This is a genomic window from Halomonas sp. GT (assembly GCF_002082565.1).
Lineage (GTDB): Bacteria > Pseudomonadota > Gammaproteobacteria > Pseudomonadales > Halomonadaceae > Vreelandella.
In genome coordinates this window covers 4,062,787-4,087,581 of sequence record NZ_CP020562.1, presented here as the reverse complement: position 1 = coordinate 4,087,581, position 24,795 = coordinate 4,062,787, and the positions used below count along the sequence as shown (strand labels likewise).

General features: G+C 53.2%; 27 protein-coding genes and 1 pseudogene. 15 read left to right on the top strand and 13 right to left on the bottom strand.

All coding sequences use genetic code 11. The features are described 5' to 3' along the window. Positions 1-321: 321 nt before the first annotated feature. The 8 genes from B6A39_RS18505 (at position 322) to radC (ending at position 5,395) form a co-directional block, all read left to right on the top strand. On the top strand, positions 322-765 hold the full coding sequence (locus B6A39_RS18505) for a DUF411 domain-containing protein (RefSeq protein WP_083007755.1): 444 nt from the start codon (positions 322-324) through the stop codon (positions 763-765). Between the two features lie 19 nt (positions 766-784). Next, entirely contained in the window at positions 785-1,444 is a 660-nt protein-coding gene (locus tag B6A39_RS18500) for a class I SAM-dependent methyltransferase (RefSeq protein WP_083007754.1), read from the top strand. A gap of 258 nt (positions 1,445-1,702) precedes the next feature. Continuing rightward, entirely contained in the window at positions 1,703-2,041 is a 339-nt protein-coding gene (locus B6A39_RS18495; protein ID WP_083007753.1) for a hypothetical protein, read from the top strand. Between the two features lie 83 nt (positions 2,042-2,124). Continuing rightward, entirely contained in the window at positions 2,125-3,093 is a 969-nt protein-coding gene (locus B6A39_RS18490) for a DUF932 domain-containing protein (protein WP_083007752.1), read from the top strand. A 123-nt stretch (positions 3,094-3,216) separates the two neighbouring features. After that, a complete protein-coding gene (locus B6A39_RS18945) occupies positions 3,217-3,387 on the top strand; it encodes a hypothetical protein (protein ID WP_156886241.1) in 171 nt (56 codons plus the stop codon). A gap of 22 nt (positions 3,388-3,409) precedes the next feature. Next, the gene (locus B6A39_RS18485; protein ID WP_083007751.1) at positions 3,410-4,162 is read left to right on the top strand and encodes an ERF family protein; all 753 of its coding nucleotides are present in this window, start codon (positions 3,410-3,412) and stop codon (positions 4,160-4,162) included. Between the two features lie 33 nt (positions 4,163-4,195). Next, entirely contained in the window at positions 4,196-4,807 is a 612-nt protein-coding gene (locus B6A39_RS18480; RefSeq protein ID WP_083007750.1) for a lambda exonuclease family protein, read from the top strand. A gap of 90 nt (positions 4,808-4,897) precedes the next feature. Continuing rightward, entirely contained in the window at positions 4,898-5,395 is a 498-nt protein-coding gene (gene radC / locus B6A39_RS18475; protein WP_083007749.1) for a RadC family protein, read from the top strand. Positions 5,396-5,535: 140 nt separating this feature from the next. On the opposite strand, the gene B6A39_RS18470 is transcribed toward radC, so the two are convergent. The 5 genes from B6A39_RS18470 to B6A39_RS18455 all read right to left on the bottom strand — a co-directional run bounded on the left by B6A39_RS18470 (position 5,536) and on the right by B6A39_RS18455 (position 11,824). Next, positions 5,536-6,024, bottom strand: coding sequence for a hypothetical protein (locus B6A39_RS18470; RefSeq protein ID WP_083007748.1), 489 nt, complete (start codon positions 6,022-6,024; stop codon positions 5,536-5,538). Then, entirely contained in the window at positions 5,999-7,090 is a 1,092-nt protein-coding gene (locus B6A39_RS18465; protein ID WP_083007747.1) for a helix-turn-helix domain-containing protein, read from the bottom strand. The genes B6A39_RS18470 and B6A39_RS18465 overlap by 26 nt, the downstream gene beginning before the upstream one ends. Before the next feature lie 94 nt (positions 7,091-7,184). Further along, positions 7,185-7,310 carry a hypothetical protein gene (locus tag B6A39_RS19170; RefSeq protein WP_263066623.1) on the bottom strand — a complete coding sequence of 42 codons (126 nt, stop codon included), beginning with the start codon at positions 7,308-7,310 and terminating at the stop codon, positions 7,185-7,187. A 345-nt stretch (positions 7,311-7,655) separates the two neighbouring features. Then, positions 7,656-10,301 carry a DEAD/DEAH box helicase gene (locus tag B6A39_RS18460; protein ID WP_083007746.1) on the bottom strand — a complete coding sequence of 882 codons (2,646 nt, stop codon included), beginning with the start codon at positions 10,299-10,301 and terminating at the stop codon, positions 7,656-7,658. After that, the gene (locus B6A39_RS18455) at positions 10,298-11,824 is read right to left on the bottom strand and encodes a site-specific DNA-methyltransferase (protein ID WP_083007745.1); all 1,527 of its coding nucleotides are present in this window, start codon (positions 11,822-11,824) and stop codon (positions 10,298-10,300) included. The genes B6A39_RS18460 and B6A39_RS18455 overlap by 4 nt, the downstream gene beginning before the upstream one ends. A 188-nt stretch (positions 11,825-12,012) precedes the next feature. Between B6A39_RS18455 and B6A39_RS18450 the strand changes: the two genes are divergently transcribed. Both B6A39_RS18450 and B6A39_RS18445 read left to right on the top strand, forming a co-directional pair. Next, positions 12,013-12,705, top strand: a complete 693-nt coding sequence (locus B6A39_RS18450) for a hypothetical protein (protein ID WP_083007744.1) — start codon at positions 12,013-12,015, stop codon at positions 12,703-12,705. Position 12,706: 1 nt separating this feature from the next. Further along, positions 12,707-13,918: a helix-turn-helix domain-containing protein gene (locus tag B6A39_RS18445; RefSeq protein WP_198036745.1), complete on the top strand. Its 1,212-nt coding sequence runs from the start codon at positions 12,707-12,709 to the stop codon at positions 13,916-13,918. A 92-nt stretch (positions 13,919-14,010) separates the two neighbouring features. Here the strand turns inward: B6A39_RS18445 and B6A39_RS18440 are convergent, their stop codons facing one another. The 4 genes from B6A39_RS18440 to B6A39_RS18430 form a co-directional block, all read right to left on the bottom strand. Continuing rightward, positions 14,011-14,205 carry a DUF2933 domain-containing protein gene (locus B6A39_RS18440; RefSeq protein WP_083007742.1) on the bottom strand — a complete coding sequence of 65 codons (195 nt, stop codon included), beginning with the start codon at positions 14,203-14,205 and terminating at the stop codon, positions 14,011-14,013. Next, complete coding sequence (locus B6A39_RS18435) at positions 14,202-16,739, bottom strand: heavy metal translocating P-type ATPase (protein WP_083007741.1); 2,538 nt, start codon at positions 16,737-16,739, stop codon at positions 14,202-14,204. Before B6A39_RS18435 ends, B6A39_RS18440 begins: the two co-directional genes overlap by 4 nt. Positions 16,740-16,806: 67 nt before the next feature. After that, a complete protein-coding gene (locus B6A39_RS19165; RefSeq protein WP_263066625.1) occupies positions 16,807-16,941 on the bottom strand; it encodes a hypothetical protein in 135 nt (44 codons plus the stop codon). A gap of 58 nt (positions 16,942-16,999) precedes the next feature. Beyond that, the gene (locus B6A39_RS18430) at positions 17,000-17,551 is read right to left on the bottom strand and encodes a Spy/CpxP family protein refolding chaperone (protein ID WP_083007740.1); all 552 of its coding nucleotides are present in this window, start codon (positions 17,549-17,551) and stop codon (positions 17,000-17,002) included. A gap of 234 nt (positions 17,552-17,785) precedes the next feature. Between B6A39_RS18430 and B6A39_RS18425 the strand changes: the two genes are divergently transcribed. From B6A39_RS18425 to B6A39_RS18405, 5 genes are all read left to right on the top strand, one after another. Next, positions 17,786-18,172, top strand: coding sequence for a hypothetical protein (locus B6A39_RS18425; RefSeq protein WP_083007739.1), 387 nt, complete (start codon positions 17,786-17,788; stop codon positions 18,170-18,172). 70 nt (positions 18,173-18,242) lie between these two features. Beyond that, entirely contained in the window at positions 18,243-19,847 is a 1,605-nt protein-coding gene (locus B6A39_RS18420) for a multicopper oxidase family protein (protein ID WP_083007738.1), read from the top strand. Between the two features lie 111 nt (positions 19,848-19,958). Then, positions 19,959-20,822 (top strand): F510_1955 family glycosylhydrolase, encoded by an 864-nt coding sequence (locus tag B6A39_RS18415; RefSeq protein ID WP_083007737.1) that lies wholly within the window; start codon positions 19,959-19,961, stop codon positions 20,820-20,822. Between the two features lie 15 nt (positions 20,823-20,837). Next, positions 20,838-21,668 carry a prolipoprotein diacylglyceryl transferase gene (gene lgt / locus B6A39_RS18410; protein WP_083007736.1) on the top strand — a complete coding sequence of 277 codons (831 nt, stop codon included), beginning with the start codon at positions 20,838-20,840 and terminating at the stop codon, positions 21,666-21,668. Further along, positions 21,665-22,699, top strand: a complete 1,035-nt coding sequence (locus B6A39_RS18405; protein ID WP_083007735.1) for a L,D-transpeptidase family protein — start codon at positions 21,665-21,667, stop codon at positions 22,697-22,699. The genes lgt and B6A39_RS18405 overlap by 4 nt, the downstream gene beginning before the upstream one ends. A gap of 198 nt (positions 22,700-22,897) precedes the next feature. On the opposite strand, the pseudogene B6A39_RS18400 reads toward B6A39_RS18405, so the two are convergent. From B6A39_RS18400 to B6A39_RS18385, 4 genes and pseudogenes are all read right to left on the bottom strand, one after another. After that, positions 22,898-23,068 (bottom strand): annotated as a pseudogene (locus tag B6A39_RS18400) (IS3 family transposase); the annotation flags it as partial. Beyond that, a complete protein-coding gene (locus B6A39_RS18395; RefSeq protein ID WP_269747966.1) occupies positions 23,053-23,481 on the bottom strand; it encodes a type I restriction-modification system subunit M N-terminal domain-containing protein in 429 nt (142 codons plus the stop codon). The pseudogene B6A39_RS18400 and the gene B6A39_RS18395, both read right to left, overlap by 16 nt. A 127-nt stretch (positions 23,482-23,608) precedes the next feature. Beyond that, entirely contained in the window at positions 23,609-24,268 is a 660-nt protein-coding gene (locus B6A39_RS18390; protein ID WP_198036743.1) for an inovirus Gp2 family protein, read from the bottom strand. A 324-nt stretch (positions 24,269-24,592) separates the two neighbouring features. After that, positions 24,593-24,790: a helix-turn-helix transcriptional regulator gene (locus tag B6A39_RS18385; protein ID WP_198036742.1), complete on the bottom strand. Its 198-nt coding sequence runs from the start codon at positions 24,788-24,790 to the stop codon at positions 24,593-24,595. Positions 24,791-24,795 lie beyond the last annotated feature (5 nt).

Genomic DNA, 24,795 nt, shown 5'->3' with positions numbered 1-24,795 from the left:
TATTGTCACCCGTTCTTTATACGGTGTTAACCTGAAACGAGCCTGAACCCAAGGGGGAAAACATGATCTATAGCAACCTTCCGTTGTCCGCAAGGTCCCAAGGCTTGACCTTAGGGTAACCCCAGGGTTGTAAGCTTACAGCGATATTGCTTACTGCCTTGGTAGGAGACTTACCATGATGAACGCAGATTGTTTTGCTTTTATGAGCTCGATGGGCTGGTTTGCTTGGTTAATGCCGCTAACTTTTTTACTGTTGGTAGGGTTGGGGATCGCCTCGTTGGCCAAATATTTGTTTAGTCACACACCTCAAGGAGATTGCTCATGAAACGTTTTACCGCTACGGTACTATCTAGTGTTTTGCTCCTAGGAGCCGCCTCGGTTCAGGCTCAGGCCGCGTTGCCGGATGAAGCCACGCTTTACAAAAACCCCCAGTGTGGCTGCTGTGATGAGTATGCGCGCTATTTGGAGCAACTTGGCGTTAACGTCACTATTGTTGACGACGTCGAACTGGGTGATATCAAGCAGCAGGCGGGCGTTCCCTACGGTCTGGGATCGTGCCATACCATCGAAATAGGTGAATATTGGATCGAGGGCCATGTGCCGATGGAAGCCGTACAGGCGCTGTTTGAGCAACAGCCTGATGTAGATGGCATTGGCCTGGCAGGTATGCCCATCGGTACACCGGGTATGCCAGGACCTCAGGAAGCGCCCTATGACGTGTATTCCTTCACGGATCAGGAAGATAAGGCGTTTATGACGCTCTGAAATAAGCCGGGCCGATACAATGAATTCAAAACACCACTGGGAGTCGGTGTATCAACGCAAGTCTGCTGACCAAGTAAGCTGGTTTCGGCCTCATTTAGAGGCCTCCCTTGATTATATCCAATCAGCGGCTCCAGACCCACACACGGCGATTATTGATGTGGGTTGCGGTGAAGCAACGCTAGTAGATGATTTGCTAGCGCTTGGGTACGACGATATTACCGTTTTGGATATTTCGGAAAGCGCCATTGAAGCTGCACAGCGCCGTTTAGCTGACGTTTCCAGCCGCGTTAAATGGCGTGTTGGGGACATTACGCAAGCAAGGTTGCCTGGGCATTACTATGCCGTCTGGCATGACCGTGCGGTTTTTCACTTTTTGGTGGATCCAGTCTCTCGCGCGGCTTATTTACTGCAACTTCGCCATAGCCTTGTACCCGGTGGGCACGTGGTGATGGCAACCTTTGGGCCAGAGGGGCCAACACGCTGTAGTGGCTTGGACGTGGTGAGATACTCGGCCTCGCAGCTTAGCGAACAACTTGGCCCTTCGTTTGAATTATTGAGTGATCATCTTGAGGTACATGAGACGCCAACGGGCAGCCCTCAACAGTTCCTGTATACCCATTTCCGGCATAAAGATGGCAAGGGGGGAGAGGTTACTGAGTGTTCATCGTCAAGGCGTTGATATATCTTAAATGTAAGGCGGTAACGAGTGGCACCATACATAGCGACGAGACGTAAGGGCGGTACTCGTGCTTCTTTGCTTCTAATGTGTTGCGCTTATTTTGTTGTAAACGCTAAGCCCGAGACATTTCACCATTGCCAGCATTGGAGCGTTTACTAAAGTAAATTTTGAGTGGCTAATTTCCAAAAAATTATAGACCTATATCACTCCTATGAATCCACCCCACGAATCGCTTCGTGATGCATAGGAGCATTGCTAATGCCCCCACCTTGTCAGCGCTGTGCCGCTACCCGCCTGATCAATCTCGATACCGCTCAACGCATTGGTGTTGTCAGCGGGTGCGTAGTGGGTGGTGCGATAGGCGCCTTACGTGCGACGGCGGTGACCCAACCGCTTTTTCTGGCAACGGCGCGTTTTCCACTCGCTAAACTCCCAGCCGCCATGATCGGCGCGGTTACCGGTGGCCAGTCAGGTATCCGGGTAACGACGTCTCTATTCGCTCAGTGGCTGCCACCCGGTACCGGTACCCCTTGGCTATGCCTTGCCTGTGGGCACACCTTTCGACAGTCCTATCCCCCTTTGGCTGCGGCTCACTGAGTCGCGCCTGTTTGGTTTTTCCTTTTTCTCACCTAATAGCGCTGGCCTTTGTCAGCGCTTTTTTTATGTCTGGAGACTCACTCATGGCTCATCTCGTTGAACAAATGGCTTACGTTGGCACTACCCCTTGGCACGGCCTGGGGCAACAGCTATCCCGTCAACAACCGTTAGAGGTCTGGCAGCAACAGGCCGGTATGAACTGGCACATTGAAGAAGCGCCGGTGCGCTTTATCGCTGAAGGTGCCAGCCACCTGGGCAGCATTCACTCGTTCCCCGAGCAGAAAGTGCTCTACCGCTCGGATACCAAAGCACCGCTCTCGGTGGTATCGCAGCGTTATAAGGTGGTGCAGCCCGAAGAGATACTGGAGTTCTACCGCGATCTCACCGAGTACGCCGGTTATGAGCTGGAAACCGCTGGGGTGCTGAAAGGTGGGCGTAAGTTCTGGGCGTTGGCACGCAGTGGCTTAAGCACGTCGCTGAAAGGCCAGGATGAAGTTAACGACTACCTGCTGTTGGCTACATCATGCGATGGCACCTTGGCCACCATGGCGACGCCGACCACGGTGCGGGTGGTGTGTAACAACACGCTGCAGATTGCCGTGGATGGCACATCGCAAGCGGTGAAGGTTCCCCACCGGTCAGAGTTCGATCCCCGTGCGGTAAAAAGCCAGCTGGGTATTTCTGTTTCCCAATGGAACGACTTCATGTATCGCATGAAGGCCTTGGCGGAACGTAAGATTGATCACCGCGAGGCACAGCAGTATTTTCAGTCGGTACTCTGCGGTATCGATAAGCCGATAGACGACCCTTCCAAGCTGCCTAATTACCGGGCGCTCAACAAGGTACAGAAGCTTTACCACGGTGAAGGCCGCGGCTCCCACCTCGACACGGCCAAAGACACCGCCTGGGGACTTCTCAATGCCGTGACCGAGTACGTGGATCACGACAAGCGTGCGCGTAGTAACGATACCCGCCTGGATTCCGCGTGGTTTGGTCAAGGGGCGCAGCTGAAGCAAGATGCGCTACAAACGGCTCTTGCGCTGGTGAGCTGACATGCTGCTTCTAATCATTTTAGCGCTGATTTTCTTCGTTTTGGTTCTACCCCTCATTGGATAGCGCGATAAGCCCAGTCCCTAACAGGCTGGGCTTTTTGCTTTATACCTGGAGCACACACCATGGCCTCTCTTAGCCACGATTTAGATATTGCCTTAACCCAACTGACCGAACGACTGCTCACCCAGGAGCAAACCTATGCCGAAACCTACGTGATGGCTAAAGGACAGCTGTATCGCACCGAGCTGCACCTACGCCCTGTCCCTCCCAGTGAACTCCCTGCCGATTTTTAATAACTATTGAAGGAGCCTTCTCATGGCAACCAACACTAATGTGGTAAATCACGAGTCTGCATCATCTTCACTACAAGCGGTTCCTGCAGTACCTCCTAACCTTACGGAAAGCACTGCCATCATCCAGGTGATTGAGCGTGCCGCGCTCAACCCGGACGTCGATATCGATAAGATGGAGCGCTTACTACAGATGCAGGAGCGGGTGATGGACCGCCAGGCCATGATGGCCTACAGCGCGGCCATGGCAGCGATGCAGACCGAGCTTCCCAGCATTGAAGAGCGTGGGCAAACCAACAATGGCTGCTATGCCACCTTGGAGGATATCGTCGATACCTTGCGCCCCATCATGCAAAAACATGGCTTTGCAGTGAGCTTTCGTATTCAAACCCAGGAGCGCGGTATTCAAATCACCGGTGTACTGATGCATAAGGATGGCCACCGCGAAGAAACCAGCATGCTGCTCCCCGCCGATATCAGTGGTAACAAAAATGCCGTACAGGCGTTTGGCTCATCTACCAGCTATGGGAAGCGCTACGTACTCTGCGCACTACTCAATATCACTACACGGGGACAAGACGATAACGGCAAGAACAGTACCAAAGCTACTATCAAACTAGTGACACCCTTTCAGGCGGGACAGATCCAGCGGCTGATCAGTCAATGCCCTGCCACCACGCAGGAGTGGTTCAGCGGCAAATACGGGGCAGCCGTGCAAGTGCCCAAGGGTGACTTCGACAAGCTACGCGCCTCACTCTCCAAGCGGGCGGTTAAGTAACCGATTTTCTACCCCCTCTTGCAGGAGGCTTCTATGCAAGTACTTAACATGGAGCAAGGCACGCCCGAATGGCTGGCGGCGCGATTAGGGCGCGTCACCATGTCGGAACTCAAGACCTTATTGGTTAACGGCAAAGGCCCCGGTGGTCTGGGTACCGGAGCCATTACCTACATGCACCAGTTGATCGGCGAACGCATTACCGGTGAGCTCGCCGAGCCGTTCCAAGGGAATATGCACACCCGCCGTGGTCAAACGCTGGAAGGCGTTGCGCGTGCGCTCTATTGCAAGGCCACTGGCGAACCGCAACCACGTGAAGTAGGCATTATTCTCAACCACAACGTGGGGTACTCCCCCGATAGCTTAGTAGGCGCTAACGGCCTGCTGGAAATCAAAACCAAGCTACCTAAGTTCCAAATCGAGGTACTGCTGAATGGAGAAATACCTGATGAGCACGTGCCCCAGTGCCAGGGCGGGCTATGGGTCAGCGAGCGGGAATGGATCGACTTTGTGAGCTATTGGCCGGGTATGCCGTTGTTCATCAAGCGCACGTATCGCGACAACATCATGATCCGCACCATTGCTGAACGGGTCGAAGCTTTCCATGAAGAGATGGAGCGACGCATGAGCCAAGTGATGGCTGCGTGACGGAACCCTTACCTCAATATTAAACACGCTATCTAATGACGTAGATGCTGGGGCCACCACCCCGGCGTTTTTTATTTTTTGGAGGTCATCATGCCCCATAGCAAACTCAAAGCCGGTGAAGTGGCAGGCACTTATCACGTCACCTCCCCGGTCACCGAAACCGACATCATCACCATGGCCAAAGGCTTTGCAAGACGAAAGCTCGCCAGAGGCTGCAAGATCACCCAGCCCTCACAGGCTTTCGAGCACCTGCGGCTACTGCTCCAGGACTATGAGCACGAGGTATTCAGCGTCCTGTTTCTCGACACACAGCACCGCGTAATACGCTTTGAGGAAATGTTTCGGGGTACTATCGACACCGCCAGCGTCTACCCGCGTGAGGTGCTGAAGGCGGCGCTAGTCTACAACGCAGCTGCGGTGATACTGGTACACAACCACCCTAGCGGGGATCCTGAGCCCAGCGACTCAGATAGGCGAATCACTGAGCGCCTGAAGGAAGTCCTGGGGCTGATGGATATCAAGGTGATTGATCACGTAGTGGTGGGAAGCGATGGCTGTCAGTCATTTGCTGAGATGGGGTATCTGTAACTGATTAACTCTAAATATATAAATATAGCGCCGCTCTTAGGGAGCGGAACCCTTCCGTTGAGCTGTTTTTTTTTGGTTAATATTCATAGCCGACAAGAAGTCTTTTGCCTGCTTTGGGACACTCATCTTGAGCGCCGTATTTATCGCCATTGGTTTAATCGTTGATGGCATTCGCTTTCCGGTAGCCTGGCACCTGCTTTTAGCATCGATTCCAAAGCGTTGGCCAGTTGGCTTGGCGGAAGAAGGGCATGAGTTTCTAGTTCATCTAATATCCAAAGTACACCACGAACCTCTAGTTTGCTTTGTTGTCCTGATTTCCTGAGCGCGCCGTCATTGGTCAGCAGCGTCCAGCCTCTTTCTTTTGCAAGGAAGTAGCACGACACATCCGCGAGCGAGGAGTTACCTAATGTTTGGCGTAGCGTAAAAAGCGTTGCAACTTCTTCACCATTGAATGTCTCCACCACAAGGCCTAATCCCGTTAACTCTTGACCAGGGGGCTGTTTTAGCTCCCGCCACACAAAGTCGGTGGTTACGAACTGGTGAGGTAGGGCAAACACGGTTTCAAGCAGGCCACTGCGGTGTAGATCGATCCAGATATTAGTATCAGAGACAAGAATTTTCGCTGACATGCTCACTGTCACCTGCCTGTCCGTTTGCCATAATTTCCTCAATCTCGCCGAGGCTTACACTGAGTAACTCCGCTGCTCTTGAAGGAGTAACCAGTCCTTCAGCCAGCGCCCTGTAAACCAATTGCTTCAGGCGATAGGATTTTTCAGGCTCTTGTCGACCAGGTTCACTTTTTCGAAAACCCTTCATCGACCACAGGCGAAAAGTGTTCTGATATAAGCTCGAACTAACGATATCCAGGTCATATAACCGGCGCAAAGTGGCTTGAATAGAAATACCCCACTCCTCCTTGGCCAAAAGAAACTCTTGGAACAGCACCCGTTTGCGGTGCTCACCAAAGGTGACGCGCACTTGATTTGCAGGGAAGAGAAACGCCCCAGCAAAGCGGTGGCACCAGTTTTCTTCATCCCGAGTGCCATGAAGCGCCTCAGGCAATGACATAACCAAATGTCCCAGCTCATGGGCGAGATTAAAACGCTGACGTTCACCAGGACGCTCAGTATTACTGACAATAACGGCATCCGCGCCATCGTTGACGAGGGCGCAAAGCCCATCAAATTTCTCATGGGCCTGAAGGCTGACGACTTTAATGCCATTTTCTTCCAGGGTTTCAGTCAGATTGGCAATGGGGTTTAGCCCAAGCTGCCATTCTTCGCGCAGTTTATTCGCTGCCTGTTCAACCCCATCGATATTGGATACGGAAAAACGCTGATGCCATTTGGAAAATTCACTAGGTGATTGGTCGGTTTGGAACAGGCTCTCTGCCGCTAAATAGCGCTCAAGGTGCTCACGCACTTGTTCTTTGACGGCTTCTTGCTGGCGTTTTCCGAAGGCAGAGTGCTTACGGAAGTCTACTTTTCCCAGCTCCACGGCGTCGGAACGGAAAAAATACTCAGGGTTAACCCCAAGCGCGTCCGCCAGTTGGATCAAGCGAGTCGAATTGGGCGCGTCCTTGCCCTGTTCATATTTCGACAGAGCTTGCTTGGTTATGCCCCCCAGCAGATCAGCTACCTGCTGCAAGGTCATATTCTTGAGGACACGCGCACGATGTATACGATCATGCAGCATGACTTTCTACCTTGTTTTAAGGTGAGTTAAGTTGACAATATGGTGACTGGGTTGGCACCTGTCAACCGGATATGTAGATTTAGACATAGGAATACTACATGTAGTGGTTCTCTTCTTGGAACACTACTACAAGGGAGTCAGGGAAGATGACATGAAGGAAGGATTCCCAGCCAAGGTTGCCGCCTTGGATAGGAGGACGCAAAAGAGCAGGACTTAGCATGGCGGTCCTGTTCTCTTAGCGAGTTGCCATATTCGATAGCATGGCGAAGGTTAATCTTTGCCTGGCTAAAGGTCAACGCCGCGAAGTTTTTAAGGCCGTGATGGTAGATGGAGGTGATCTATGGGCGTTATTCACGACGACTACGAGATCATTTATCGGCCTTACATCCGTAAGAACGGGAAGATTATTCGGCCTAAAAACGGCAAGGTGTTCCCGATCAAGGTTCGTAAGAAGAAGTAAGCGATATGGAGGGGGCAATCCCCTCCATTTTCCGTTTACAAGATTCTTGGTTTTTCTGCACCGCAGAGGCCCCTTACTGGAGCGGGTTTTGCGCTAAGGGGTTGGCTATTTCCCTACTACTTCATCAATCGCCACGCGCACTTCCTTCGGATCACCCTTCTCAATAGTGGCCATCACAAAGACAGCCTTACCATCGGAAGCCTTTGCCCATTGTTGGCCGATAAGATTCTTCTCGCGTGAATCGCGGTTTTCCTCGGGTGTGCGATCTTTGCCCTTGTATTCCACGACAAGCAGACGGCCATCGTCGACCAGGGCGACAAAGTCTGGATAGAATTTATCGGTGGAGGTCGGCAGCGAGAACGAATTTGGGTGCTTGCTGACGTTACGCGTCCAGTATTTTACCCTCGGGTGCGAATCGATCATAAAAGCACACTGCTCTTCCTCGCCATTGACCTTTTTGGAATCAAAGACGGGCACGTCGTCAGGCCCCATGAAGTGTTTTTTGAACCGGTAAGCACCGCGATATTTCTGAATTCCCGCATACATCTCATCGAAGAAGGTAAAGCCTTGGTTAAAGGAAACCTCAATATGGGCATCAGGCCCGAACAGGTTGGCTTGGTAGACCTTCTCGCGTTCCGACTGGCGGAAGCCATGAATTTTTTCAGACAGCTTGCGAGCGAGAATAAATTTACAGCGCATCAGTTGCGACAAGCTTAGCTCGCGGTCACGTGTTAGGTAGGTCACGACGTCACTTAGCCAGGCCAGTAATTCAGCTTGGCTCAGCCACGGTGTCCGTATTTTGCGATCCAACCATTGCACGAGGCTGGTTGGCGTCCAGTCGTCAACTTCGACGTTCATGGTGAGCTGCTCAGCGGCATCGCCAGAGCCAATGGTGACGCGGTTGCCGTCCAAATCAATTTCAAACGTATTCGTGGTATCCACGATACTGAATTCGGACGCTTCCAGGCGAGCAGGGTGGTCAGCAAGCGACCACTCATGTTGCTCCATGAGAATGTCCGGGTCTCCAAATACCAGCTCTCCCTGCACGTAGGCCATTAAGCGGGGCAGCGTGAAGGTTTCTCCCTTCTGTGATGGCGGTATCTCGTGCTGGTATTTAGCGTGGTGCTCGTTGATGCTTTGTTGAAGCTGAGGCTTAAACGATTCAGGGGCATAGCTGATCAATGTGTCGGCTTCTTCGGGCTTGAGAAAGCCCTTTACTTCCACGTGGCTCTTGCCGCTCTCATCAAAAGTCACTTGTACTTTCGACGGCACCGCCGTGTTCATCTTGCTGGCTTCTTCCTGGCTGGCCTGAATGGCGACTTTCATCGTCGGAATGGGCCGAGGCTGTCGTCCAAACAACCCATCATTAAGGCCGAGCTGTTCGGCTTCGATATTGTCCTCTGCCTCGCTCTCCTCAAAGCCCATATCAATGAGCTTATCGCGAAGGCTGTGGGCCGCCTCAGAAAAATGCTTAGAGACCAGCTTAGCGTAGGATTTATTAAGCGCTTTCTCTTTACGTTTCTGAGCGTAAGGCATGCGAAGCACACGGCCCAGGAGCTGTTCGGCGTCGGTGGAGCTGCGAATATTAGCCACCGAGCAGAAAACATACGCGAAAGAGCAGTCCCAGCCTTCCTTGAGTGCTTCGATTGTGATGACGTACTCGATAGGGCAATCAGGCTTGAATAGGTTGATGCCGTCTAATTCGCGTTGCGCGCCAGTAGCCACGGCGATTTTACTTGGATCAATATTCTCATTGTCGATCAGGTGCTGCTTCAGCACCTCCACGGTGACTTCTTCGCCTTTTTTTTGTGCCTGAAAGAGCACGATAGGGCGAATATAAGCTTCTCGGTCGCGTTCAGCATGCTCTTGTAGCTCGGCGCGCTTCAAAATGGCCGAGTTAACCGCCCCTTGCCAGGTCTCAGCTTCATCCAGCACCACGGGCATTTTGATCATCTCTTCATCTTTCAGCTCCTGGGCAGTCACGGAGTGAAGTAGATTATTAAACCCCTTGGGCGTGGCGGTGAATTCGATGAGCGCGGTCGGGTTGATACGCTCATAAACTTCTTGGCTGAGCTTGGAGCCGGCCTTATGAGCTTCATCCATAATGACCAGCGGCTGGTGAAGATGCATCAGGTTAGCGAAGCTGAATTTGATATTGCCCTTCTCAGTGCGCTCTAGCTCTGGCGTTTGAGGCGGAACCGCTGAGAAGTGTGGCTCCATCTCCTCGTTATGCGCATAGACTTTGCGCCCATCGGTATTGCTTACGCGCAGCGTTTGTACCGTGCCGACGACCACACAGAGATTGGAGCGTAGGTCATGCGGTTTGATTTGAGTAAAATCGCCAATATCAAAGATTCGCACGCGCCCACCAAACGCCTCGTCCAGCGCTTTTCGGTAGGGGTGGCGGGGGTTCTTAAGAGCCTCAGCCGTTTGCGTACGAATGGTGTTTGTGGGCACAAGCCACAGCACCAAGGGGAAGTCCTTCTCTACCCAAGCATCTTTGGCTATGCCAATTGAGTGAGCGGCGAGAATCGTCTTACCGCCTCCGGTGGGTAAGCGTAGGCATAAATAGGGCGTATCAGGTAGCGTTTTTATCGGCGTGTATTTCGCAGGATAACCCCGAAGCCGTGCCGCTATTTCAGGCTTTTCGGTAATTTTTTTGTACGCCTCTTGCGGGCCAATCACCCGCGCCTCTTCCAGGTAGGTTTTCAGCGTATCAAGCGAGGCGTGTTGGTAATCCTTTAACTTCATGTGCGCGCCTTAACATCGTAAGGGGTTTGCTTGAACTCGATCTGCTCGGCGTCAAGCGTTGCTTCTGACAGCATGGTGCGCTCGCCATAAATGGTCATGGGGCCTTCAAAATCCCCCTGCGCAGCGCGAATCACGGCTAACGTCTTCCGAGTTAGTACGTTTCCATTGGCAGCAGCTTTGTCTCCAAGAATGCCGTTGTATAGGAGGGCATAACCATGGCCATTATGGCTGCCAAGAAACGGCGTTTGATCATTCTGCTTCGACCACGAGGTACTCGTCTCTGTAAACCAGATATGGGCTGCCAAGACTGGGAATTTGATGTCGGGCTGAATTTGGCCACCTTCCGTAAAAACGGGTGGGCCAAGCTTATAAAAACGGAAGCCACCGCCGCCTTGCCAATTCTGCGCTTCAGAAATGCCGCCTTGCTCACCATCAATGACTTGTTTGAGCCTGGGAACACAGTGTGTGACGGCGTGCTCGCCCATTTCGATGCCGATATATCCACGGCCCATTTTGTGCGCCACGGCAGCTGTTGTGGCTGATCCCAGAAAACTGTCAAGCACTAGATCCCCAGGATTGGTGGCGATCTGTAAAACGCGCTGAATTAGTCGCTCAGGCTTTGGTGTATCGAAAGCATTTGTATGTCCGAAAAGCACATTAATTTCTTTTTTGGCTTCTTGGTTGTTGCCGACCTCTTTATTGGTCCACCAACTCCAGGATTTAACTCCTTTGGCTTCTGAAAGGTAGTTTTTTATTCGTGGCCTAGCCTTGCCATTTTTTCCAAACCACATACGGCCTTCAGCAAGGAAGCGTTTAAAATTTTCTTCGATATTTCCCCAGCATCTGCCTTGCGGAGGAGTGTATTTCTCTCCTGCTGGGGTAGTGATTTCGTACATTTGGTTCGGTCGATACCCTTGCGCCGTAAAATCAGTTGATACCCATGGCCCATGGGGGTCATTGTCTGGGTTTTTATATGCTTTGGCTTGTTCGTCTGTGAGTTTGATTTCATTAAAATTATTGCGGGCGCGCTGGGAGCCATAGACTAAAATATGGTCATGCGCATCTCCCATGTGGATACGGCTGTCAGGCGACGTTCTCTTCTGCCACAGTGCATTCACAATAAAGTTTTTTCTGCCAAAAACCTCGTCTAGCATCACTTTCATGTAGTGAGCTTCATCATCATCAATGCTAACCCAAATCGACCCATCCTCAGCTAGCAGCTCACGCAATAGCTCCAAGCGAGGCCACATCATCGCTAGCCATTTGGAATGCTCCAGGTTGTCGTCGTAGTGCTCGAAAGCGGAGCCAGTATTGTAGGGTGGGTCGATATAGATGCACTTAACCTGCCCGGCGTAATAGGGCAGTAGTGCCTTGAGGGCGTCGAGGTTATCGCCCTGGATGAGCATGTTTCCTGAATTCTGGTCACCATAGCCAAGCTCGGGCGCTTCCTCCATCAAGCGATAGGGCACCTTTTCAGCGGCGCGCACGTCTTCGTCTCGGGTCAACCATCGCAGTATGGGCATGTACTCGTGTGTTCCTTAGCAGCGTGTGACTTGGGCTGGGCTTTTGGCCACATAATACCCTTTGTAGAGGGCAACTTCTAAAGCGGTCGGTTTGCCCTGGTTAGCAAGCAAGAATAAATGGCTGCGTGGATAACAGGAAAAAATGGGTCTATAATCTGCTTTACCGAATCGGCGCCTTGGAGGCAATCGTGAGCCAAAAAGAAACGAACAGAGAAGAACTATGCCGCTTTATCTGCCAGCAGCTATCTCGTCCTGATTTAAATCAGTTGCTTGAAAGCATCGAAGCAGCTTTTAAGAAGAGCGATACCTTTCTCAAAGAGACCTTCAAGCATGTACCACTGCCTGGCCCTGGGCCGCAGTTACATCATTACACGGTGCAAGAGGCGCTTCTAGGTTTGCAGGCTGGCGAAAGCTTTGAGGTGAGCAACTATCCTACTCAACCAGCAGGCGGTCACTTTGCGCTAATTCGTGCTGGTTCGTTACAAATTACTACGAGTGTCATGACGCAAGACAAGGCACAGCCCACTTCGGCTAAATACCGGCGCGAGTTCAGCGCTATTAACGAAAGGCTGGAAAATCAGCATCCTGACCTATTTCAGTCGTTGACCCCGCCCCTTGGTCCGAATGACGACTCGTTGCATGCTTTATTGCTGCCCTATACAGCTAAATGGACAGAAAGCGATCACAGCTCCACTTTGGGTGTAGTGTTGGCCGTTCCATTTAGTGATCCAAGCGCAGGGTTCCATTTGCGAATTAGCACTGATGAGCTTTTACAGTATTACGACGAAATAGATGGTATCGGCGATGTTGCTTATCCGAAGCTGCGTGCTAGCATGCGTCGCGATGAAGGTCGAGACCAAAACGAAGGCGGAAGCGAGTGACATGAGAACAGGGGTTGATGGATTTCAAGGCCAGCGGCTGAGCCAGTTGCGTATGGCCCAAAATTTGACCCTCGCGGAGCTGGGAGAGCAAATTGAACGCTCTTCCAGCACGATTTCGGCATGGGAAAAAGGTGCCCAGCTACCTGAGGCTGAGTCCTTTGATCGCCTTTGCCACGTGTTCAATGTTTCACGAATGTGGTTTCTCAAGCCAATACCGCTAGCTTTCCAGGGGGAACAGCGCCCTCATTTTTTCCGCTCTCAAGCATCTGCTCATAAACAGGCCCGTGAGCGGTCGCAGTTGTATTTAGCATGGCTTCAAGAGATTTCAGACTTCTTTCAGGATGCAATGGAGTGGCCTGAGATCAATGTGCCTATGCTTGATGCCGATGACTGCCGCCTGATCAGTGATGAAGAAATAGAAGATATCGCGCGCGAATGCCGCGAGGTTTGGAATCTCGGCACTGCCCCTATTCCGAATGTTATCCAAGTAATGGAAAATGCTGGGATCATTTGTACTCGTGCGACCCTGGGGCATGTCAAAATGGATGGCGTTTCCCATGTCTCCATTTTGGATGGTCGACCCTATGTGCTGATCGCTGAAGACAAAGCGAATGCGATTCGCAACCGCTTCGACGCAGCGCATGAACTTGGGCACCTAGTACTACACTCGAAAATTCCGGCTTCGCAATATGCGAAAAATGAGCTCTATAACCTTTTAGAAGGGCAGGCACACCGTTTTGCCAGCGCCTTCCTGATGCCTCCCGAGAGCTTTGCGCAGGAGGTTGTATGGCCAACGCTTGATAACTTGCTCTCGCTTAAATCTCGCTGGAAAGTTTCTGTGGCCTCAATGATCGTACGCTGTCGCGATCTATTACTGCTGACGGACCAGCTTGAATTAAGACTTTGGAAAGGACGCTCTGCACGTAAATGGACGAAGGGTGAGCCGGGCGATGATACCTTCGCTTTCGAGCAGCCCAAGCTCATGATGCGCGGCGCTCATTTGTTGGTAGATAACGGCATCTTCGAACGCACTGAGTTGGCGTATCAGATTGGGTTGCCGCCAGAAACCATTGAGATGCTTTGTAGCTTACGCCCTGGCTACCTGAGTGTTCAGCCAAATGCTGGCGAAAACGTGGTGCCTCTCAAGCTCAAGCACAGTGCCATAAGGTCTGGTCGAGCCACACGAGCAGATGTTCTTCCGTTTCAGAAATAGCATTATGCAAGTAAGCTTCCCTTTCTAAGTGTTGGGTCTCGCACCATGCTCGATGTCAAAGTCATCGATTTCATGAATGCAATGACGCTGGTTCACTTCTCATCCTTATCCCCTTGATGACAACCGGAATGGCGATGCATCAGGAAATGCATTCCAAGACAGAGTGCCAGGGGAAGCATCAGCCAGGCTCCAGTGCTTAGTGACTGACCGCGCCACATCAGAAAGATCATGGCCACTCCCATCATTACTAAGCAAGCAGTCATCATCCAGTGGTGAATGCGGTTCATTTTGAGCCTCCTTGAGGGTTGTTTGTGGCGAAGCGTCGCTTGAGTAGCAGCGAGTTGCCAATGACGGAGAGAGAGCTTGCCGTCATAGCGATGACACCGATCATGGGGTGCAGCAGGCCAATAGCGGCGATGGGAATGGCTGCGATGTTGTAGGCGCTGGCCCAGATAAGGTTCTGTACGATCTTGCCGTAGGTGGCGCGGGATAGGAGCATGGCATCGACCACGGCGGTCAGCTCGCCGCGCACCAGGGTCACGTCCGCTGCCTCAATGGCAACGTCTGCCCCGGCCCCGATGGCGATGCCCACGTTGGCTTGAGTAAGAGCAGGGGCGTCGTTAATACCGTCACCGACCATGGCCACGTGGTTACCGTGCTTCTCCTGTAGCGCGCGGATGGCCTCGACCTTGCCCTCTGGCAGTACGCCAGCCTGAACCTCATCGATGCCAACCTCGTCGGCTACGGCGCGGGCGGCCCGCTCGTTGTCACCAGTGATCATTACCACGTGTATGCCGAGCTGGTGCATGCCGCGAATAGCTTCGATCGACTCCTTTTTGAGGGTATCGGCGACCGCCACGATGCCTATGGCTTGGCCGTCGGCGGCAACGATGACAGCGGTACGTCCTTTACCTTCGAGTCCCTGCATGGCCTCATCAAGCGCTTCCAGACCTAGTATGCCCTCTTCCTCCAGGAGTAGGCGATTACCGATCAGTACGTGCGTCTCATCGACCTTGCCGGAGACGCCACGGGCACCGGTGGAACGAAACTCGCTGACATCACTGGGCTTGACGCCGCGCTCGCCGGCACCCTCCACGATGGCGCGAGCTATGGGATGTTCCGAGGCGTTTTCGACACTGGCTGCAAGCGTCAACAGCTTGGTTTCATCGACACCTTCGGCGGTAACCACTTCGGTCAGCTTCGGCTCGCCGCGGGTAATGGTTCCGGTCTTGTCGAGCACGATGACTTTGACGTCTTTGAAAGTCTGTATTGCCTCCCCGGAGCGGATCAGGATGCCGCGCTCGGCGCCGATCCCTGAACCCACCATCAGCGCCGTAGGGGTGGCCAGGCCCAAGGCGCAGGGGCAGGCGATGACCAGCACAGCCACAGCGGCGAGTATGGCCAGCACAGGGGTTGCGGCCTCGGGGTTCACCCAGGGTAGGAAGTTCGCGCCCCAGTCGAGGATCGGGCGCATGACGTCTGGAACCAGCAGCCACACAACCAGGCTGGCGAGGGCGATGAACAGCACTGCCGGTACGAAGCGGCCGGTCATGCGGTCGGCGAACTCCTGTATGGGTACCCGTGAGCCCTGGGCCTGGTCGATCAGACGTACCACCTGGGCGAGGAAGGTGTCACCGCCGACGCGAGTCGCCTTGACCCGCAGCCTCCCCTCCTTGTTGATAGTCGCGCCGATCACGCTGTCGCCGGAACTCTTGTAGACGGGTATAGACTCGCCGGTAGCGATGGACTCGTCGAGGTGGCTCTCGCCCTCGACGATTTCGCCGTCGGTGGGTATCTTGTCGCCGGGACGCACAATCATGATGTCGCCGAGAGCCAACTCCTTCACCGTTACCTCGACCTCCTCACCGTCGCGCTCTACCCGTGCCGTCTTGGCGCCCAGGGTCATCAGGCGGCGGATGGCCTGGGATGCACGCCCCTTGGCCAGTGCCTCCAAGTAGCGGCCCAACAGATGGAACGTCATGATGGTGGCGGCCATTTCGATGAACGATGTCATTGGAGTAATGAAGCCGACTAGACCGATCAGGTAGGGGGGCAGGCTACCCATTGAGATCAGCACGTCCATGTTGAAAGTGCCATTCTTTAACGACCGCCAGGTCGACTTATGGGTGGCAATACCGCCAAAAAGGAACACCACCGGAAACGCGAGTAGAGCGACAATGGCCAGATAGCCTGGGATCGGTTGCCAGAACATGTGCGGCATCATCAGCAGCATGATCAGGGTGGTGGGAACAGCAGCGATGATCAGGCGCTTGCGGGCCTGAGAGAGATAGGCTTCTTCAATTTCAGCATCTCCGTTGGTATCCTCCGCCTGGTCGGTCTGGACGGCCGCCACGTCGTATCCGGCGCCTTCCACGGCACTTTTGAGAGCATCGCCATCAGGGCCGTCGGCGGTGACGCTCACTGACACTCGATGGTTTGCAATATTGGTGTCAATCGACTCGATGCCTTCCAGGCGCTCGAGCGTCTTACGGACAATACCGGCGCAGTGATCCGAGCCCATGCCCGGTACGGTCAGGCGGATCTGCTGCTTGCCGGTACCGCCGCTGACGGCAGCCACATCGTAGCCAGCTCCCTCGACGGCTTTCTTTAGGGAGGTGCCATCGGGCCCACCCTCATCGAGAGTCACGCTGACATGATGGTTGGCGATATTGGTCTGGATCTCGTCTACGCCATCAAGGCGCTCAAGCGTCTTGCGTACGATCCCTGCACAGTGGTCGCTGCCCATGCCAGGGACCGTCAGAGTGACCGTGGTTGTTGGGTTTTTCTCTCTCTTGTCGTCTCTTTCTTGAGCATCTGCCATAGACTTTCTCCTTCATGCGCAGTCCCACCCACACGCTTATTAACTGCCGGAAGTCGCATGTCCCACGTTACTTGCCCGAAGTGAATAGGTATTTGATCAGTGCAGCGATGGCGAGTATTACCAGCACCAGGATGGCGATGTGCATGAGCCAGCCGACAGCTCCCATATGACTCATCATGAAGTTCATGTGCTCTGACATCATTATTAAGCGCCTCCAGAAAGCAAAAGTTAGTCGTCAGGTGGGCATTTTGTCAGGCGTTTCAGTGATGGGCGTCATGATCCTCGGGATCGACATCATTATCAGATGGTGTCTGCTCAAGTTGCTGGCGCTGCTCGTCGCTCATCAGGTCATGCATGGCATTTCGCATGCGCACCATCTCGGCCATCATTTCGCCGTGCAATTCGGCCATGCTCGCATGGCGTTCCTGCACGGCGGCTGGGTCGGGGCGATCCTGTTGCATCTCGGCCATCAGGTCATCGCGCAGGTTCATCATCCGACCCATGCGCTCGAACTGGGCGGGGCGGTGCTCCTGCATCAGCTCACGCATCTCGCTGCGTTGCTCATCGTCGAGCATTGACATCATGCCCATACCCTCGGCCATCATCGGGCAGGGCATCATGCCGCCACCCATCATTTCCCCCATCATGCCAGGCCCCATACCGCCTTGGCCGTCACCTATCGTTCCTCCCATCATGGAGCGTCCTTGGCCCGCTTGGTCACCCATCATCCCCTGGGCGAAAGCAACGCCTGTACCACTGGCTGAGAGGGCCAGGGTGAGTCCGAAGGCGAGAGTGAGTTTGCGAATATCCATGGTCGTTCTCCTTAGCGACAGGCCCATATTAGGCCCAGATGTCGAAGGCCTATATCAAAGGCCGATGCCTGAAGTATTGAGGATATGTGTAGCACCTAGGTCAATTCTCAATATGGCATTCAGGCATGCCTAAGGCATATCTGAACGTTAAATAAGGCAATTTATTGACCTGTATCAATTTTGGAGATTCGGCAACTTGCCAGCTGCACTTGGGTTGCGTGTATCTATGGAGCCATGAAATACTCTTATTATTCTCCACTCGACAGTGATTATTTCTTTCTCATGACTCGCCACTCATTTAAATGGTTGCTTTGTTTGCTGCTGGGCCTTGCCTTGGCGCAGCCAATGACGGTAGTGGCTATTGATCATCATGAAAATGAGCACTGTTTGTTCACTGAAACTGTTCCAATTAGTGAAGCGATCGAGAATACTGGATCGGATAGCAGCCACCATCACGATGACTCTCATACGTCCGAGTGCTGTATGCCTTGTGGCCAGTGTACGGCGAATCTAGCGCTACTTATCGAAGACGTAGCCTTCCCCGCTTCGACCTTGCCTCGTTACCTAGTCAACTGGTTACCAGCTCCACGCGTGCCTTTTGACCGGCCTCCTCGCGTTTAAAAATTCATCGATGAACATTCCGCTCGTTTGTGGCGGACCAAGATGATTTTTTTAATTTCGAGGAATATCCATGAAACGTCGCGAATTTCTTCGCTATACCACTCTGGGTGGTATAGCCCTCTCTGGGTCTGGCCTATTGGTCCACGCTTTGGCCGGACGACATACCGAGACGTTACCAACAGCTCTGTTAGATAACACTAGCATCCCTGCAGGACGACCCCTTCAACCACTGCCCCGGATTGCAAACTTGAGTGATCAGGTTGGACGCTTTCAAAGTGTGTTAACCCCAGCTGCCCATGCGGTGCCAGTGAGCGATGGGCTTGAGGCAAAGTTGTGGCTCTACAACGGCAAAGTGTTGCCATTGATTGAGGTGCGCGAGGGGGATGAGTTAGACATTACGCTGATAAACGAGCTTGAGCACGAAACTACGCTGCACTGGCATGGGGTGCCCGTGCCACAGACGGAAGATGGGGCTCCCTGGGAAGCCGTATTGCCAGGCAAGCCAAGACATTATCGTTATGTTCTTCATAAGGGGAGTGCAGGATTACACTGGTTCCATCCCCACCCACATGAGGGTACTGCGCGACAGGTAGCTCATGGTTTAGCAGGTGCATTATTGGTCAGACCTCGGCTTGACGACTTACCCATGGAGGTGAAGGAACACCTGCTAGTGGTCAGCGACCTGCGCCTGAATTTGGATGGCGAAGTGGCACCCCATACCAGCGAAGATTGGATGAATGGACGCGAGGGGGAGCTTCTGTTGGTCAACGGCCAACGCGAGCCACGCCTCGATGTTGCACCCGGCAGCACCTTACGGCTGCGACTGGTCAATGCCTGTGCTGGCCGGTACTTGCGTTTACGCCTGGACGAACATGAGCTTTCCCTGATTGGCACCGATGGTGGTTTGCTTGAGCGGCCACAGCCGCTCAGCGAACTGCTGCTCACTCCAGGTGAGCGGGCCGATCTGCTAGTACGCATCAGCGAGAAAGCAGAAAAGAGTTTTGAACTGGCGAGTCATCCCTATACACGTGGTTGGATGGGAGCTAAGCCCACACATCTGGACGAGATTGCTCCGCTATTATCGATTCATACCCTAAATACTGGCGTATACCCCGCCGTCGCGTTACCTGACCCCTTGTCCCATATCGAACCCCTGGGCGAACCAGTGGTGAGACGTCAAGTGGAACTGACCGAGGTGATGCCAGACCATGACAATCACGGTGCGGTGAATGGCGATCCGCATGCCGGCCACGGCGGCAGTGACAGCCATCACGGAACCCATGGGCCGGGGCATGGGGCGAGTCACGCTAGCGACGATGATAGAGCGGTTCGACCCAAGGTGGATTTTCTGATCAACGGCCGTGCCTTTGCCATGAACGACGTCCTGTTTGAGGGGCAGGTTGGCGAGGTAGAGGAGTGGGAAGTCTTCAATAACTCCCATATGGATCACCCCTTCCATGTGCATGGCACCCACTTTCAGGTGATCGCTACCCGCGATGCTGACAGGGAATGGCGAGACGCGCCCTGGCTGGCCTGGAAGGACACCGTCAACCTGGCTCCTTATCAGCGTCTCAGGCTGCGCATGGTGTTCCTCAAGCCCGGCGATTGGCTGTTCCACTGCCACATCATCGAACACGAAGAGCTAGGCATGATGGCAACGATCCGTGTGAGTTGAGCTTGCCTTGCCTTGCCTTGCCTTGCCTTGCCTTGCCTTGTTTTGCTTTGGCGTTGCGCGTTGGCTTTGCGTGGTGCTTGTCCACCTGACGACTGATAAGGACGTGATGTCATGACCTATTATCGCTGGCCACTCGCCGTGGCCTTCCTGCTTACCTTGCTTTCAGGTTGCTCCCGAGAACCGAGTAGTATCAGTCTTGAGCAACTACGAGAGCAGACCCATATTCACGGCCTGGCCGTCGATCGAGCGGATAGCGAACGACTGTGGTTGGCCACCCACCATGGCTTTTATGCCGTTGGAAGTGATGGAATGGCCCGCCGGATCTCTGAGGAAACCCATGACTTCATGGGTTTTGCTCCTCACCCAGAAGAAGGCGAGACCTTTTTTGCCAGCGGCCACCCGGCCAGGGGGGGGGACCTCGGCGTGGTTAAGTCAAGGGATTCAGGCCGCAACTGGTCGCCATTAGCCACCGGCGTTGACGGCCCGGTAGATTTTCATCAGATGACAATCAGTGAGGCTACTCCCAACGTACTCTATGGAGCTAATGCTGGCCAGCTTCAAATCAGCCAGGATGGTGGTGCCAATTGGCAGATTCGCGCCAAGGCGCCGGCCGGGCTGATTGCCCTGGCCGCCTCGAGCCGTGATCCAGAGCAACTCTATGCCGCCACCCAGACCGGGCTATTGATGAGTCCTGACGGAGGCGAACGATGGCGACAAGTATACCCTGAGCGCCGCCCTACGAGCCTGGTGGTGGCCAGCCAAGGAGAGCTTTACGCCTTCATGATAGGTGTAGGCTTGCTGAGAGTTGAGGAGGGCAGCCGGGATTGGGAGGTAGTCAAGCGCGGCTGGGAAGAGCGCTATCTGATGCACCTGGCGCTGGATCCGCACGACCCACAGCGTTTGGCGGCGGTCGATGACCTCAACCAACTGCTGATCAGTACTAACGGTGGACGCGACTGGTCGCACCTCAAATAAATCGGGAGGTACCCCATGTTGCAATATCCCCAGATTGATCCAGTGGCCATCAGCCTCGGCCCGTTCGCGATTCACTGGTATGGCCTGATGTATGTGGTGGGCTTCGTCGCCGCCTGGTGGCTTGGGCGCCTTAGAGCTAATCGACTCAAGCTAACCCACGATGACATTAGCGACCTGATCTTTTACTCCGCTGTAGGCGTAGTGGTTGGTGGCCGGTTGGGCTATGTCCTGTTCTATGGAATAGAGCAGTTCCTGGCCAACCCCTTATGGCTGTTCAAAGTTTGGGAAGGCGGTATGAGCTTTCATGGTGGGCTGCTCGGGGTGCTGGCGGCGACGCTATGGTTTGCGCGAAAGCATCGGCTCGGCTTCTTTGCCCTAACCGACTTCATCGCACCACTGGTGCCGATCGGGCTTGGTGCAGGGCGAATCGGGAATTTCATCAATCACGAGCTGCCGGGGCGCGTCAGCAACCTGCCCTGGGCGATGCCGTTTCCCCACATGGGCCCAGAGCCACGCCACCCCTCTGCGCTTTATGAATTCGCCCTGGAAGGGGTGGTGCTGTTCGTGCTGCTGTGGTGGTTTTCCGCTGAGCCGCGGCGGCGAGGGCTAATCTCTGGTCTTTTTTTGCTGCTGTACGGCGTGTTTCGCTTCACGGTTGAATTCGTGAGGTTGCCGGATGAACACATCGGCTTCCTCGCGTTTGGCTGGGTCACCATGGGCATGCTGCTGACTGCCCCGATGATACTGGTTGGCATGGCGCTGATCACCTGGTCGCGCCAACAGCCGGTGGATAATCATAGCCAACCCGGTTCATACCTGTGCCGCCGAGAGAAGAAGACACAATGATACTAACGCTTAGGTACTCCAACACCATCACTGCCATGACTATTAAAACGGGGCTAGGGGCGTTGCTTATTGCTACGCAGCTGAGCACTTTACCTGTGCTTGCTGAAGAAACGGGGGAGTGGCCGCTGGGCCACTACAGGTTGCCTGAACACGGTGACCTGATTGGTGAGGCCTATACGGTAGTGGTAGGCAACGAGGCGGATACACTCCTCGATATCGCCCGCACCCATAACCTGGGCTACGAGGAAATCCGTCGAGCTAATCCGGATGTCAGCATTTGGGTGCCGGGCGTAGGAACAGAAGTGCTCGTGCCAGCCCAGCACATCCTGCCCGATGCTGATAGGACTGGTATTGTCATTAACATCGCCGAGTTGCGTCTCTATTATTATCCGGAGGTAGGCGAAGGTGAGGTGCCCCGAGTCGAGACTTATCCGATCGGCATTGGTCGAGACGGCTATGACACCCCACTGGGAATTACCACCACTACCATGCGGCTTGAGGATCCTGCCTGGTATCCGCCACGTTCCATGCGTGAAGAAGCGGCGGCGCGTGGCGAATCAGCACCCGCCGTGGTGCCGCCAGGTCCCGATAACCCACTCGGCAAGCATGCCATCCTACTCGATATACCTGGTTATCTAATTCACGGTACCAATGATCCAGACGGCATTGGCATGCGCGCTAGCCGTGGCTGCATACGCATGTTTCCGGAAGATATTAAAGCAATATTCGGTGCTGTGCCTTTAGGCACTCAGGTTAATATCGTCGATCAGCCCATCAAGGTCGGCTGGGACGATGGCACTGCGTTTGTGCAGGTATATCAGTTTCTTGAAGATCAGAATCACGGAATTCAATCACTGCTTGAGACGCAGCCGATGCTCAATCAGTACGTCGTGGATCAATCGGTAAGTTATTCACAACTCCAAGAACTGCTGGAGAGCGCCGACGGACAAGTAGTGCCCATCGAACCGCCAACTCAGGATGAGACTTTAGAAAAACAACCCTTGAGACTGCTTCATGAGGTGGGGCTTTGACGCGCTCATACGGAGGGTACGCTGAGAAAATCCAGCCAAGCTACCCAGATACCCGAATAAAGTCGATATTAATCAAACGTGAAATAGGGCTAGCCTTTCGATGGACTGGTGTATTGGTGTGAGAAAGAAATGAACCATCACGCTATAGCTAAAAATCCAGTGAAGTGAACTGACCCCAAAAAGTTGGACAGTAAAAAACTAAGCGGCCAAGGCCTGATGTCGGTAATGTACCGGACTCAGGCCTTTTAGTTTGGTCTTGATTCGCTCGTGGTTGTAGTAATGGATATGGTGGCAGATACCCGCCTGTAACAGCTCAATGTTGTCGAAGCGGTTCAAATAGAAATATTCAAACTTCAGCGTTCCAAAGAAGAGAGCTTGTTCTTGATATTTAAGTCGATAGACACCAGCACGCCTTCCGGCGTGGCGTTGTGCTTTTCACTCGCTTCGGTGGCCTTGTTCAACTCCGCGCCAATATTGTGCTTAAGGTTTTTGATAGCCCCCCAGCGAGCAACCGGCGGAATATAGAAGGTTTTGTCGTACTCGTCTTCATCATCAGCCAGCTCACGCGCCTGGGCTTCGCTTTTGCCCCTGCTGAGGTAATATTCAACCACCGACTCCTGAGCTTCTTCGAAAGCATCAGAAAGTCGCTTCAAGAACATCATGCCGAAGATGTAATCCTTGTACTTTGACGCATCCATATTGCCGCGCAGAATATCGGCGGCTTCCCATAAGCAGGATTCCAGCTGTTGCAGCGTAACGGTGTGGCTAATTGTTGGTTCCATGTATGGCGATAACCTTGGGCATGGCTGATACATAGCCCCCACAAAATAGTGAGTCGAGTTTAGCGGTGTGGAGGCATGTGGGCAAAGCGATGCTTAGCAACCTTGCTCAATGATCATGATGAGGTCTTCAGTTTCGGCTAGTTCCAAACATTCGTACTCCTAACCCATACTGTTTCGTTTCTGCTTTACAAAAATAAGAGGCACGGTAGAACGCTTTCTCAAAACTGTCCGCATCATTTCGATCAATCCAATAGTGCGGTTTCTTAGGCACATGAACCCACGGTTCCTGAGGGTTCCAAACAGCCCCTAGCGCGCTGTACCAAGCACGCGACACCCGGTTGACTAGATTCTCATTGGGAGAGCATGCCTTACCTAGCAAGTGATAAACATCTCGGTTGAGTAGGAAAAAGAAGTGGTAGTGCGGCTTGCCGTTGCAGCCTATCTCTCGGCACCAAACATAGCGCACCTTGGTAGCAGGCACCCAGCCACTCATACGCTTTTGTTGTCGGTCGTGTTTGATGATGGCTTTAAAGGAAGCAATAAACCGTTTAATCAATCGCTTGTGGTCTTCTAGCGTCATTCTGTCGCTTATTTCCGTAGGGATGCTCGGTTCAATTCGAAAGGCCATAACTCGTGGGTAGTCATTCAGTGCTTTGTGCATCGTATCGTAAAGGGCCTGAAGGTATTCACTGGCCATAGGAAGATATTTTTTTTGAATTCTTAGCCCGTTGAATATGGGGTTATAGAGTAAGTGCAGGTTAGCGTTTGATGAGTGTACTGGTAGCATTTTAGGCTCCTTGATAAGAATGATGGCCCATGGCTGCTGTGACATGAGCGGTTATGACAGGCACGACTAATCCTCCAGTGGTTGCTGGATTCAATACAGTGGTGGTATATCGGTTATTAGCCTTTCGGCGGCTACTTAGGTACGGGGCTTGAGGCCCCTCCCCTTACCCTTTGATTATGTTAATTTATATTAATAATAATTAAACAAGGGTCAGAAAGGTTGATGATAGATCGACGGATGCGGGTGGGCGCTGGGGTCAGCAGGGGATAGAGTGTAGACAAACAGCTCTTCAATTAAATTAGAAAAAGTTTATGTAGCTGGGGGTTAAACTTCTTCATTATCTCTGCGCTTGATGCAGTCATTAATCCACTCAGCAATCTCACTTTCAACCCAGGCAACAGCCCGACTGGTCTGCTTGACGGGTTTCGGGAACTTCCCAAGGCTGATGTACTTATAGATCGTCGATCTGGCCAGTCCCGTGCGTTCCATGACGTCTTTGATGCGGATCAGTTTCATGCTCATGACGA